The organism is Sphingopyxis lindanitolerans (genome assembly GCF_002993885.1).
GTDB lineage: Bacteria > Pseudomonadota > Alphaproteobacteria > Sphingomonadales > Sphingomonadaceae > Sphingopyxis > Sphingopyxis lindanitolerans.
On the sequence record NZ_CM009578.1, the window covers coordinates 858,641 to 871,003 of the forward strand.

The 12,363-nt window shown below is 64.6% G+C and carries 10 protein-coding genes; 3 read left to right on the forward strand and 7 right to left on the reverse strand.

The annotated features are described in order from the left end of the window. The first annotated feature begins 48 nt into the window (after positions 1 to 48). Both CVO77_RS04085 and CVO77_RS04090 read left to right on the forward strand, forming a co-directional pair. Positions 49 to 630 carry a TetR/AcrR family transcriptional regulator gene (locus CVO77_RS04085; RefSeq protein ID WP_105998014.1) on the forward strand — a complete coding sequence of 194 codons (582 nt, stop codon included), beginning with the start codon at positions 49 to 51 and terminating at the stop codon, positions 628 to 630. Positions 631 to 733: 103 nt separating this feature from the next. Continuing rightward, positions 734 to 1,885, forward strand: a complete 1,152-nt coding sequence (locus tag CVO77_RS04090; protein ID WP_158257995.1) for an oxygenase MpaB family protein — start codon at positions 734 to 736, stop codon at positions 1,883 to 1,885. Between the two features lie 112 nt (positions 1,886 to 1,997). On the opposite strand, the gene CVO77_RS04095 is transcribed toward CVO77_RS04090, so the two are convergent. Both CVO77_RS04095 and CVO77_RS04100 read right to left on the reverse strand, forming a co-directional pair. After that, entirely contained in the window at positions 1,998 to 4,337 is a 2,340-nt protein-coding gene (locus CVO77_RS04095) for a TonB-dependent receptor (RefSeq protein WP_242446089.1), read from the reverse strand. A gap of 237 nt (positions 4,338 to 4,574) precedes the next feature. Next, entirely contained in the window at positions 4,575 to 5,330 is a 756-nt protein-coding gene (locus CVO77_RS04100; protein WP_158257996.1) for an SDR family oxidoreductase, read from the reverse strand. 204 nt (positions 5,331 to 5,534) lie between these two features. On the opposite strand from CVO77_RS04100, the gene CVO77_RS04105 reads away from it, so the two are divergent. After that, a complete protein-coding gene (locus CVO77_RS04105; RefSeq protein ID WP_158257997.1) occupies positions 5,535 to 6,143 on the forward strand; it encodes a TetR family transcriptional regulator in 609 nt (202 codons plus the stop codon). On the opposite strand, the gene CVO77_RS04110 is transcribed toward CVO77_RS04105, so the two are convergent. The 5 genes from CVO77_RS04110 to CVO77_RS04130 form a co-directional block, all read right to left on the reverse strand. After that, the gene (locus CVO77_RS04110) at positions 6,140 to 6,811 is read right to left on the reverse strand and encodes a TetR/AcrR family transcriptional regulator (RefSeq protein WP_105998019.1); all 672 of its coding nucleotides are present in this window, start codon (positions 6,809 to 6,811) and stop codon (positions 6,140 to 6,142) included. The genes CVO77_RS04105 and CVO77_RS04110 overlap by 4 nt on opposite strands. A 93-nt stretch (positions 6,812 to 6,904) precedes the next feature. Beyond that, the gene (locus CVO77_RS04115) at positions 6,905 to 8,707 is read right to left on the reverse strand and encodes a flavin-containing monooxygenase (RefSeq protein WP_105998020.1); all 1,803 of its coding nucleotides are present in this window, start codon (positions 8,705 to 8,707) and stop codon (positions 6,905 to 6,907) included. Between the two features lie 29 nt (positions 8,708 to 8,736). Then, positions 8,737 to 9,966, reverse strand: coding sequence for a cytochrome P450 (locus CVO77_RS04120; RefSeq protein WP_105998021.1), 1,230 nt, complete (start codon positions 9,964 to 9,966; stop codon positions 8,737 to 8,739). Between the two features lie 21 nt (positions 9,967 to 9,987). Next, positions 9,988 to 10,869: an SDR family NAD(P)-dependent oxidoreductase gene (locus CVO77_RS04125; RefSeq protein ID WP_158257998.1), complete on the reverse strand. Its 882-nt coding sequence runs from the start codon at positions 10,867 to 10,869 to the stop codon at positions 9,988 to 9,990. 277 nt (positions 10,870 to 11,146) lie between these two features. Continuing rightward, positions 11,147 to 12,352, reverse strand: coding sequence for an acetyl-CoA acetyltransferase (locus CVO77_RS04130; protein WP_105998023.1), 1,206 nt, complete (start codon positions 12,350 to 12,352; stop codon positions 11,147 to 11,149). Between the last annotated feature and the right edge of the window lie 11 nt (positions 12,353 to 12,363).

Below are 12,363 nucleotides of genomic sequence, written 5' to 3' on the forward strand. Positions count from 1 at the left end.
CCCGCAAGACGGCACGGCGGCCCGCCAAGCCGATCGCAAGGATGAAGGATGACGTCGGTTACGGAGAAGGCTTTCGATCGACGCCAGCGGCGGACGCGGGCGGCGCTTCATGGCGCGCTCGACCGATTGATCGACCGCCTGCCCTTTTCCAAATTGAGCATCAGCCAGATCAGCGACGAAGCCGATGTCGGGCGCCCCACTTTCTATCGCCACTTTGCGGACGTCAACGCGTTGCTGATCGATCGCTTGCGCGGCGATCTTGAGGAGCAGGCCGAACTGGCGCGGTCGCTGAAGGCGACCAATGCTTCGCCCCGCGTCCTGCTGACCGAAGTCACGGCCTTTGCCTGCCGCCGCATCGCGACGCATCCGGCCCTCTATCGCGCGCTGCTCGACGGTTCCGCCGGCGCCAATGGCGTCGCGCTGTTTCGCGATCAGATCGCGCATATCGTCGCCCTCCTGCCGACACGGAACGAAGCACAGGACCCGCATCGCTCCGCCCTTGCGGTGGGTGCCGTCGCGGGCGCCGTCGCCGGCTTTCTCCTCGCGTGGATCGAGGACGGCCTCGAACCGGACATCGGCGAGGCCGCCGCGTTGCTGGTGACCATGACCGAGCCGTTGATGGTCGCCTAGGGTCAGGATCCTAGATCCGCCCACGGCAAAACCCGATTGACCCTGCAACGAAACTCCGGAACATCCGTAAATGAAACAAATGTCTCATAACGGAGCCGGCCAGATGCAGTGTCCCGACAATCCGCCGATTTTCGGCGACCTCGACCGTTGGCGAGGCATCGGCGATCCGCTGGCCGACGCCGTCATTGACGAACTCGCGGCGCACGACGCGACTGCCCGTCAAAATCTGGAAACGGGAATTGCCGCGGGTCTGCCCGCGGTTGCGGCACCGCTGCCCGCTCTGCGCGCTTTTCTGGAAGGCTGCGAGACGGCGGCCAGCGCGGAGACGGCCGCCATGCGCCGTGGGTCGGAGGCCTATCTGTCGATCGGCGCAACGTGGATCGCCCTGTCGCTGGGGCCGGGGTCGCTGACCCATACCTACAGCGCGCCCTCGATCGCGCGGGTGCTGGCGGACACCGGCAATCTGACGCGGATGGCCGAACGCAGGCTGCTCGAAACCGGCAAGTGGAACACCGCCTCGGTCGTTCCGGGGGCGCTCCTCGTCGGCGCGCCCGGCTATGTGCATAATCTTCAGGTTCGGCTGTTGCACGCCCGCGTGCGGCACGCCCTGCTTCGGCGTGGCTGGGACGGCGCCATGGGCGTCCCGATCAACCAGCTTGAGCTGGCCCGGACCTGGCTCGATTTCACCTTCGTGCCCTTTTCGGCGCTCGACCGCCTGGGGATCGGGTTCACCGAGGACGAGCTTCGCGATCTTTATGCGCTGTGGTACCGAATTGCCGCGCTGCTGGGCGTCGCGCCCGAACTCTATCAGCCGGTCGTCGACCAGCTTTCGGGGGCTAGGCTGTTGGCTGCCATCGATGCCCAGGCGCCGCCGCCCGACGATCATTCGCGGCGGCTGACCACGGCGATGCTTGATGCGGTCGCGACGCTGCTCGCGCCGCGGCTTCGCGTCGGGCGCACGCTGTCGCTGGCGCTGGCGCGCGCGATCCTGCGCCGGCTCCACGGCGACACCCTTGCCGACCAGCTTGGGGTTCCCCGGACGCCGGTCGCACTGGCGCTGCCGGCGATCGTCGTGATCAACCGGCTCGCGCGGCGGCGCCTGCACCGCTCACCCGAACAGCGCAGGCGCGCGGTCGCGCAAACGCAGGCCGCCTTCGCCGAAGCCGATCGCGATTTTGTTGGTCGGACGACTTACGAACAGACCCTGAAGGAACCGGTGAAGACCGAACCGCCACGGACGGTGGCGCCGCTATAGCGCACGCCAATAGCGTCGCTGTATCCGGGCAAAAGCGGTAGCCGTTCGAGACTGGGGCAAGGCCCTGCCCCGAACGGCTACCGCCTCTCTCGCGCCGCGGCGCTGCGAGGGGTCAGAATGACGCCCGCAGACGGACGCCATAAGTACGCGGCGGCGCCAGATAGGCATTTTCGTCGCCCGTCTGGAGCGGCGTGTTGAAGCTCAGCGTCGCGAAGGTCTTGTTGGTCAGATTCTGACCCCACGCCTCCAGCGTCAATCCCGAGTCCGGCAGCTTGACGCCGAGATTGGCATTGAGGACGCCGGACGACCCCCGCTTCGTCGTCGAGGCCGTGTTGATGAACTGGGCGCCGCTATATTGATATTGCACGCGCGCCGTCAGATTCATCTGGTCGGTGACCGGCTGGTCGAGCGAGAGCGTCGCATTGCCCTGGAACTTCGGCGCATAGCGAAAGCGCTGCCCCGAGAGCGCCGGATCAATCGAGGGATCGACCCCATATTGGGCGTGGGGCAACCAGGTCCCGTCCAGCCCCAGAGTGAGCGCCGGGGTGATCTGGAACAGATTTTCGACCTCAAGACCATAGTCGGTCGCCGACTTCGCGTTGAGCACGGTGAAGCGAAGGCCGATGAACTGCGCCACCTGGATGTTCGACAGGTCATAGTAGAAGAAGGCGATGTTCGTGCGTGCGCGGCGATCGAGATATTCGATCTTGGCACCGGCTTCGAAGGCATTGACCTTTTCGGGCTTGTAGACCGGGCTCAAGGGCGCCTGCGCTGTCACACCGGGGAAAAAGGCCGCGCGCAGCGGCGCCGGGATGGCGTTGAACGCGTCGGCATTGTTGACCAGCGTCCCCGCGCCATTGGCATCCATGTTGACGCCGCCCGCCTTGAAGCCGCGATTATAGGTCGCATAGAGCATGACGTCGTCGATCGGGCGATACTGGATACCCAAGGTGCCGCTCAGCGCCTTGTCGGTCGTCGATGCGTCATAGGCGGGGCCCGGCTGGATACCGAGAAGGCGGAACACGTCGTTGACCGCGGAGCGATAGAAGCTGTTGGCGAAGGATCCCTGCTTCTTTTCGATCGAATAGCGCAGACCGGCGATCAGATTGACCTTGTCGCCCAGCGCGAAGTCGAGATGGCCGAACATTGCATAGGATTTGGCACGCCCGCCCATCACTTCGCCCGCCCACTGGCCGGGTCCGGCGAACGCGGTGTTGGCGGGAACGCCGCTGGCACCCAGCGCGGCATTCCAGAACGCCTGCCCCTGCGACGCCCAGATCAGGTCGCGTGTCATCGCGAGCTTTTCATCCGAGAAAAAGCCGCCGAGAACCATGTTGGCGCCCAGCGCTTCGATCTTGCCGTTGTAGGTGAGTTCCTGCGAGAAGAAGCGGCTGGAAAAACTTTCGTCGAGCGTGAAGATGTCGGCGCCCGAAAAGTCGGGATCGGTGTCGTTCTGCGTCACCTTGAATTTGCGCAGCGCGGTCACCGATTTCAGCTCGCCAGCGTCCAATCCGAACGTCGCGAGCAACGTGCCGCCATAATCCTCGGTCGTCTGCCGCCCCTCATGGTTGAGCGTCTGTTCGAAATCGCCGAGATCGGTCGAGGGCAGTGCCAGCCCCAGTCCGGCGGTCAGGGCATTGATCAGCGGCTGCGTCGGTCCGTCGATATAATTGCTGGTCGCATAGCAGCAATTGCCGTGACTCAACGAATAATCCCCGATCAGGCGGATCGACACGCCGTCGCTGGGATCGACGCGAAACTGTGCCTTTACGGCCTGGCTGCGGTCGCTGTTGAGCGGCCGCCCCGTCGCGGCATCATGATAAAAGCCGTCGCGGGAGGATGCGAGGCCGGCGATCCGGAACGCCGCGCTGTCGCCCAGCGGCACGCTGGCCGCCGCGCGGGCCAGAATCGAATCATAATTGCCATATCCAAGATCCACCATCCCTTCGGCATCACCCAGCCCCGGATTCGCCGAGCTCAGCAGCAGCGCACCCGCCGTCGTATTCTTGCCGAACAAGGTGCCTTGCGGGCCACGCAATACCTGGAGGTTGTCGATGTCGAGGAAGTTCTGCAACGCCGCCGCCGCTCGCGTGCGGTAGACGCCGTCGATGAACACGCCGACCGAGCCTTCGAAGCTCCGGCTGTTGCCGGTGGTCCCGAGACCGCGGATGATGACGTTCGCGCTCGACGACGAGATATTCGACACGCGGAAACTGATGCTTGGGCTGATCGCCTGGATATTGGCGATATTTTCGACCCGTGCGGTCGCTAGCGCATCCGAATCGGCGGCGGTGATGGCGATCGGGACGTTCTGGATATTCTCGCTTCGCCGCTGCGCGGTGACGATGATTTCTCCCAGTCCCTCGCTTTCGGTCACCGCGACCGGGCCGCTCGAATCCTGTGCCGAAGCCACGCCGGCAAAGCCGATGGCCATCGACGAACATGCACTCAAACACACATATCTAGCAAAGGCGTTCATAGAGTCTCCCGTGGGTTGCGGCGCAATTTTTCGCGCTCCATCCATGCTATCTCATGAGAAAAGATATTTTACAATTGTATCTTACAAGATTGTTGTATCGATATTTGAGTGAGCAAAAGGGATGGCTTCGTCCAGCGGTGGGTGGCCCTGTTCCCGTCGGTTTCGGATGTAGCCCGCGCGCGAAGGTCGGCGTCAGGCGCGCTGTTCCGCTTATGCGGTCGATCGCGTCGCGCGGGCCTCCACCAGATCGAGCGTGACGTCCGCGGGCAAGGCCAGCATCGCTATCAGCGCCTGCGCCATCGTGCGCGGGTCGGCGGCCTCACCGGCGAAGGCCGCATGCCCGGACTTGCTGATCGTGTCGAAAAAGGCGGCCGTGACGTCGGGGTCCCAGTTCCGGTCACCGGGGCCGCTGGCGACCGACCCTGATCGCAGCACCGCGACGCGAATGCCGTCGGCGCGCAGCTCGTCGCGCAAGCCCCTGCTCAATGTTTCGACCGCCGCCTTGGTCGCCGCATAAACGGTCAGGAAGGGAAAGGGCATCCGGACCGATTCCGAACTCACCGTCACCACCTGACCACGCGCCACGCGCAAATGCGGAATGCAGGCGCGCGTACACCAGATCGGGCCCAGAATATTCACCGCGATGTGACGCATGACCTGATCGTCGGTGGCGCGCTCGAGGAGGAACGGCTCGAAGATCGCGGCATTGTTGACGAGAATATCGACCCCGCCGAAATGGGCCGCAACCTCGGCGACGGCCCTGTCCACGGTATCGGATTCGGTGACGTCGCAATCGAGCACGAGGACATCGTCCCGATATTCGCGCGCGAGCGCCTGCGCCTGGGGAGAAGCCCGTGCAAGAACCGCGACCCGCGCGCCCTCCATAATCAACGCATCGACGAAATGGCGGCCCATGCCTTTCGTGCCGCCGGTCACCACCGCCACCTTACCCGCCAGTCGTGCCATCATCGTCCCTTTCGAATCTCCTAGATATTATACATAGTTATATAGGTATGCCCCGCAACGCCAAGCCGCTTGTTTTCGACCGGCACTCCTGCGACATCGTCGACGATGACGGATCAGCGCGCCAGCCCGACCATCGCCGACCATCGATCGCGACAAGGAGCGCGCGCCGGTGGTCGGCGCCTGATAAATCAGCAAGGTCAGGCCATGGGCCGCAAGGGGCTGGCGACGCGCGCCAAGCTGGTCGCCGCCTGCGCCGCCTTGCTGGCTCATCATGGCCTGCGCGATCTCAAGGTCGCCGACATCGCAAAGGAAGCGCGCACATCGCCTGCGACCTTCTATCTCTATTTCAACGACGTGACCGAAGCGGTGCTGGCGGCAGTCGGCGAACTCTCACCGGCGACGCCCGCCATTCTCGCGCTCATCGACGTCGACTGGGGGCGCAGCGATCCGCTACCGCGTGCGCGGGAGGTGGCCGCGGCCTATGCGGCCTATTGGGCGGATCATGCCGCGCTGTTCCACGTCCGCAACCTCGCGGCGGACGAGGGGGACGAGCGGTTTCGTCATGCCCGCGAGAAGGCGGTTCGACCCGTTCTCGCGATCCTGGCCGCAAAGTCGGCGGATGCGGTAAAGCGCGGATGGGTGCCGGCACACATCGACGCCCATGCCGCGGCCGGAACGATCCTGGCTATGCTGGAGCGCGTGTCGGCCGTGATCAGGACTCCCGCGGCGCGCCACATCGAGGCCGACGCGATGATCGACGCCGCCGCCTGGCTGATCGCGTGCACCGTCGCCCCGGTGCGGCAAGCCGTCTAGGACGGTTCCGTCCCTGTCGATAGCCTCGATCGCAGCGACGCGACAAACCGGTCCCTGAGCAACGCGAGCGAGGCGGTCACCATCGTCTTGTCGCCGGTCAGGTCACGCCCGATGGCCAGCCCCTGGGTCGCACTGATCAACAGATAGACTTCGTTCAGAAAGCCGGGGATATCCCCCAGCCGATACTGCTCGGCGACGATCCGGACCTTGTCCGACGTCAAGTCGTTGATCGTCGACATCGCGCCCTTCAGCCCGTCGCCGAGACCGGCGTCCCACCGGCTCGCAAGCTGGATCTCGGTAAAAGCCCGCGCCGGAATGTCGTTCTGGACGCGCCAGATGATGTTCGGAAAATCCATCAATCCGCGCAGCAGGTCGCTGTGGCGCAGCAGCCCGTTTTCGACCGCCGCCAGCATGCGCGCCATCGCCTCTTCGGCGGCAGCGACCATCAGCTCTTCGCGCGTTGGGAACTGGTGGAGCAACGACCCGCGGCTGACCCCGGCATCGTCGAGAACGGCCTGCGTCGTCGTCGCGGCATAGCCGTGCAGCGCGACGAGCCTGATCGCGCTCGACAACAGAATCTCGCGGGTGGCGAGGCCGCGCCGGGTCTGTCCGCGCGGCTTTCTTGCCATCGCCGCCGCTTCGGCCCCGACAGGATTATCGTTGCTCAAGCCCGCTTCTCGTCCTCGCTGCGCATTGCGGCAGCTTTTGCAGAAAAAGCAAGGAGCGTCCACCGCGCGGCCATGTCGGCGCCTCGATCCGCTTCAGTCGGCCGAGAATTCAAGGCCAACGAAACTCCCTTCGGCGAGCCAGGCATCCTTCAGATAGAAGAATGCGGCCGCGCCCGCGCCATAGCCGAACCCCTGCGCCGCCTCCTTGGTCAGCTTACCCTCGAGATTATAATAGCCCGGCGTGCATTGTTCGAAGAAGGGCAGCAGGTTTCCCGATACGTCCCAGCAATGGCTGACCCAGCCGTCCTGCGCTTCGCGCGTGGTTTCGACGACGGGCCGGTTCGTCTGCGCGGCATGGCGGACGATCGCGGCAATCGATTTCGCTCCCTCGGCCAGACTGTGGCAGAAATTGGCGGGCAAGGCGCCCTGCGCATTCTGGTGAAGGAACAGGTTGGGAAAGCCATGGACGTGCATGCCATGGAAGGTCGCGAACTCCTTTGCCCAGGCGGACTGGAGCGACTGCCCGCCCTTGCCGACGATGTCATAGCCGGCGCGGCGGATGAAGTCGGTGCCGACCTCGAACCCCGACGCGAAAATGATGCAGTCGACCTCATATTCGGCGTCGCCGACGCGAAAGCCGGTGGCCGTGATCGCATCGACGCCCTGCCCGCCGGTATCAACGAGGGTCACATTGTCGCGGTTGAAGGTTTCGAGATACCCGTCATGAAAGACCGGGCGCTTGCAGAAGCGGCGATACCACGGCTTCAATGCGTCCGCCGTCGCGGGGTCGCTGATGATCCGGTCGATCCGCGCGCGGATGTCGGTCATCTTTTCGGCGTCGGCGATTTCGGCGACGTGCATGAGCTGTTCCAGCGCATCGTCGCCGCTGACCTCCTTGGCGGCGGCGGCGATCGAGGTGAACAGGAAGGTCCAGCCGTCGTCGATCATGTCCTTTTCGGCCATGCCGCCCGACGTCAGCAGGTTGAAATTGTTCATCAGTTCCTGCTGCCAGCCCGGCTGCAGCGACGCCGCCCACGCGGGATCGGTCGGCTGCTCCTCGCGGACATCGACCCCCGAGGGGGTGCGCTGGACGACATAGAGATGGTCGGCGTGGTCGGCGAGATAGGGGATGCACTGGACGCCGGTGGCGCCCGTCCCGACGATCGCGACCTTCTTGCCCTTCAAGCCGGTCAGTCCGCCGTCGGGGCCGCCGCCGGTATAGTCATAATCCCAGCGGCTGGTGTGGAAGATGTGGCCCGTGAAACCCGCGATACCCGCGATGCCCGGCAGCTTGGGTTTCGACATCGGGCCGTTCGCGGTGACCAGATAACGCGCTTCGATCACGTCGCCGCGATCAGTCGCGACCTGCCAGACCGCGCGGTCCTCCTGCCATTCGGCGCGCGTCACCTGCGTCTGGAACAATGCCTTGTTGCGCAGCTCCCAGCGATCGACGATCCGCTCGGCATGGGCGCGGATTTCGGGCCCCGAAGCATAGTTGCGCGGCGGCATATAGCCGGTTTCTTCGAGCAGCGGCAGATAGACATAAGCCTTCATGTCGCACGCCAGACCCGGATAGCGGTTCCAGTACCAGGTTCCGCCGAAACCGCCGCCCTTTTCGAGCAGCAGCACATCGTCGATGCCCGCGTCCTTCAGCTTGACGGCGGTCAATATGCCGCCAAAGCCCGCGCCGACGATCGCGACCTCGCAGCGGCGGACGATCGGCGCGCGCTCGATCCGCTCGGCATAGGGATCGTCGGCGAAATGCCCGAAGTCACCGCCGATTTCGATATATTGATCGATCCCATCCTTACGCAGGCGCTTGTCGCGTTCGTCGCGATATTTGTCGCGCAGCGCCTCGAGGTCGATCGCCGGGGTCGCGGCTTGCGAAACGGACATCCTGTTCTCCTTGTTCGATGCGCCGGCGGTCAGCCCTGCGTCACCCAAAATTCGTCGAGCCCGCGAAAGCCCGGATTGATCGTATAGACCGGCACATGCGCGGGGTCGGGTGTCAGCGCGGGCATGCGCTCGACCAGCACCTTCAGCAGTTCCTGCGCCTCCAGCCGCGCGAGCGGCGCGCCGAGGCAGATGTGGCGGCCGCCGCCGAACGAGAAATGCTTGACCGGCCTGCGCTCGATATCGAAGCGATCGGGGTCGGGGTTGAGCGCCGGGTCATGGTTGAGCGCGGGCAGCATCACCGAAATCTGGTGCCCCTTGGGAATGATCGTGCCGCCGAGTTCCATATCGTCGGGGGCGACGCGATCGGTCGAGAAGATCGGCGGTTCGAACCGGATCGCCTCATCGACCGCATTGGGGATGAGCGCCGGGTTCGCGCGCAGCCGTGCGTAGGAATCGCCGGTGGTCAGGATGTTGCGCAGCATGGTGCCGAGCAGGTCGGTGGTCGTCTGGTTGCCCGCGATCAGCAGCACCTGGCTGAGCTCGATGATCTCGGCATCGGTCAGCCGGTCGCCCTCCTGCTCGACGGCGATCATTGCGCTGATCAGGTCGTCGCCGACGGCAGCGCGCGCCCGGCGCTCGGCGATCTCGGCGGCGAACAGATTGTGCAGGCTGACCGCGGCCTCGGCACCGGCCTGCTTGACCTCGGCCGACGCCAGGGGATTGAGGTTCGCCGCGACCATCTGGTCCGACCATAGTTTGAAATTGTCGTGATGGCTGGCGTCGATCCCCAGAACCTCGGCGATCGCGATCGTCGGCAGCGGCCGCGCGACTGCCTCGATGAAATCGAAGGCGTCGGCAGCGGCGGCATCGACCAGCTCGCGGCACAGATCGCCGACGCGCGCCCGCATCCGTTCGATCCGCTCGTTGTTGAATGCCTTGCCGACGAGGGTGCGGACGCGCTTGTGCAGCGGATCATCCATGAACATGATCGGCGGATTCTTCGTGAGATCCTCGCCGCGCAGCCGCCGCGTCGAGGTCTCGATCGTGTTGCGCGGATCGCTCGGCAGGCTGCGATCGGTCAATATCTTGCGCCCGATGTCGGCCGACAGCACGACGGTGTCGCGCAATATGCCGTCGTGATAGACGGGACAGCGCCCGCGCGCGTCATTCAGCACCTTGTGCGGATCGGCGCGGAAGGTTTCGGACAGCGAGGTCAGTTCGATGCCGCGCGGCAGGTCATCGGGAACATCTGTGGTCATGGGGTCGGGTCCATCTGACAATCAGGTGAGCGGCTGCAGATTGAGGATCTGCTTGGCCATGGCGAGCAGCCCGACATCGCTCGCCGGCTCGCCGCGGATCGCGGCCTCGATCTGGCGGTGACGGGTTTCGATCTCTTCGCGATATTCGGGGTGCGTAATCACATAGAAGCGCCGTTCCGCGAGCGCCGCGAACAGCTGGTCGGCGACCGCCGCCGGCGGCAGGCCGTTACCGACGAACTGGCGGGTGAAGGCACGCTCCGACTCTTCGGCCGACGTCAGGCCATCGTGCGACACATGGTCGGGCAAATTGCGGTCGGCGTCGGTGATGTTGGTCGCGACGCTGCCCGGGCACAGCACCGCTACATGCAGCCCGTGCGGCCGCAACTCGTGCGCCAGCGTTTCCGAAATGGCGAGCACGGCGTGCTTGGTCGCCGCATAGACCGCAGAGGTTCCGGGCGAGGTGATCAGCCCCGTCACCGACGCGGTATTCACGACATACCCCTGCTCGCCGCTCGCGATCATCGCGGGCACGAACAGACTGAGTCCATAGCCGACCCCAAGGATATTGACCGACACCGTCCAGCGCCAGTCCTCGGGCGTCGCGGCGCTTGCGGGTGCCTTCCAGGCGACACCGGCGTTGTTCACCAGCAGAAACGGTGCGCCATGCTCGGCGAGCACGGCTTCGGCCACGGCGCGATAAGTGTCGAGGTCGGAGACGTCGAGCCGGTAGGTCGCCACCTCGGCGCCCGATGCACGCAACGCTTCGGCCGCCGCTGCTAGGGCGTCCGCCGCGATATCCGCGATCAGCAGCTTCATTCCTTCAGCCGCGCATTTTTCGGCGATGGCAAGACCGATGCCGCTCGCCGCGCCGGTGATGAAGGCCGTCTTTCCCCGCAATTGCATCGATGCCCGCTCCTCTCGTGCCGACGCCGCGAGCGGTCGCGACTCGGCTTGGATTTTCATAAATAGTCTATAATGACTAGTTATGAAAATCCAATCCCTTCGACAGAGTTCGAAATTATGGGGAATTATGGACAATTCATATGAGATTTTTAGGTCAATACAGACCATTTATAAGGAGCAGCGATGGGTTTTGCGGCCGAGGATGAACCCCCGCCCCATCAGGGGAAGGGCTTATCGAGCGCGTCGATCAGGGCCGGGCCCGTCTCGCCTCCCCGTGTCAGGCGTCGGCGCGACCGATGATCGCGATCGACGAGACATTCTGGTTCGGCATGCCGCCAAGATTGTGGCTCAAGGCAAACACCGGACTATCCTGCCGCTGGCGCTCGCCAGCGCGGCCGAGGATTTGCAGGTAGTTTTCGTATATCATCCGCAGCCCCGAAGCGCCGATCGGATGGCCGAAACATTTCAGCCCGCCGTCGATCTGACACGGAAGCTCGCCGTCGGCGTCGAAGAATCCGTCGAGGATGTCGCGCCAGCCCTGGCCTTCTTTCGAGATGTGCAGATCCTCCATCGTCACCAGTTCGGTGACCGAGAAACAGTCATGGACCTCGATCAGGCTCAACTGCGAGCGCGGATCGGTGATTCCCGCCTCGTCATAGGCCTTGGTCGCGGCGACGCGGGTGGTGTGGAAATAGCTGCCGTTCCATCCCGAACCCTGCATTTCCCAGCCGTTCGAGGTCGCGAGCTGGAGCGCCTTGACCGTCACAATGTCGGTCTTGCCCAGCGACCGCGCGATTTCGGGGGTCGTCACGATCGCGCAGGCGGCGCCGTCGCTCACCCCGCAGCAATCGAACAGGCCGAGCGGTTCGGCGATCATCGGTGCGTTCAGCACCTGCTCCATCGTCACCGCCTTTTGTAGATGCGCCTTGGGGTTCTTCGCGCCATTGGCGTGGCTCTTGACCGACACATGCGCCATCGCGCGCTTCAAATCATCCTTGCCGACGCCGTGGACACCGCGATAGGCGCTCGCGAGCTGCGCGAAATTCCCCGGCGCCGACCCGGTGATGCCGACCATGTCGTGCGTCGTCCCGCGGGTGCGGACGGGTAGCCCACCGTATCCTGTGTCCTTCAGTTTTTCGGCGCCCATCGCGAGCGCGATGTCGCACGCCCCCGACGCGACGGCATAGACCGCGCCGCGAAAGCTCTCGGTGCCGCTCGCGCAATAATTTTCGACCTTGGTGACCCCGATGTCGGGGAGCCGCAGCGCCATCGCGAGCGGGATGCCGCTCGGGCCGATATTCTGCGCATCGAACGCGGCGCCGAGCCATGCGGCGTCGATCTGGCTCGGTTCGATCCCGGCGTCGGCGAGCGCTTCCTGATAGGCTTCGACCATCAACTGGTCTTCATCCTTGTCCCAGCGCTCACCGAACTTGGCGCAGCCCATGCCCAGGATGGCGACCTTGTCGCGGATGCCTTTTGCCATTTGTCGTCTCC

Coding starts and splice junctions, on each gene's coding strand:
- CVO77_RS04085 (WP_105998014.1), top strand. CDS start 49: ATGACGTCGGTTACGGAGAAGGCTTTCGATCGACGCCAGCGGCGGACG.
- CVO77_RS04090 (WP_158257995.1), top strand. CDS start 734: ATGCAGTGTCCCGACAATCCGCCGATTTTCGGCGACCTCGACCGTTGG.
- CVO77_RS04100 (WP_158257996.1), bottom strand. CDS start 5,330: ATGGCACGACTGGCGGGTAAGGTGGCGGTGGTGACCGGCGGCACGAAA.
- CVO77_RS04105 (WP_158257997.1), top strand. CDS start 5,535: ATGGGCCGCAAGGGGCTGGCGACGCGCGCCAAGCTGGTCGCCGCCTGC.
- CVO77_RS04115 (WP_105998020.1), bottom strand. CDS start 8,707: ATGTCCGTTTCGCAAGCCGCGACCCCGGCGATCGACCTCGAGGCGCTG.
- CVO77_RS04120 (WP_105998021.1), bottom strand. CDS start 9,966: ATGACCACAGATGTTCCCGATGACCTGCCGCGCGGCATCGAACTGACC.
- CVO77_RS04125 (WP_158257998.1), bottom strand. CDS start 10,869: ATGCAATTGCGGGGAAAGACGGCCTTCATCACCGGCGCGGCGAGCGGC.
- CVO77_RS04130 (WP_105998023.1), bottom strand. CDS start 12,352: ATGGCAAAAGGCATCCGCGACAAGGTCGCCATCCTGGGCATGGGCTGC.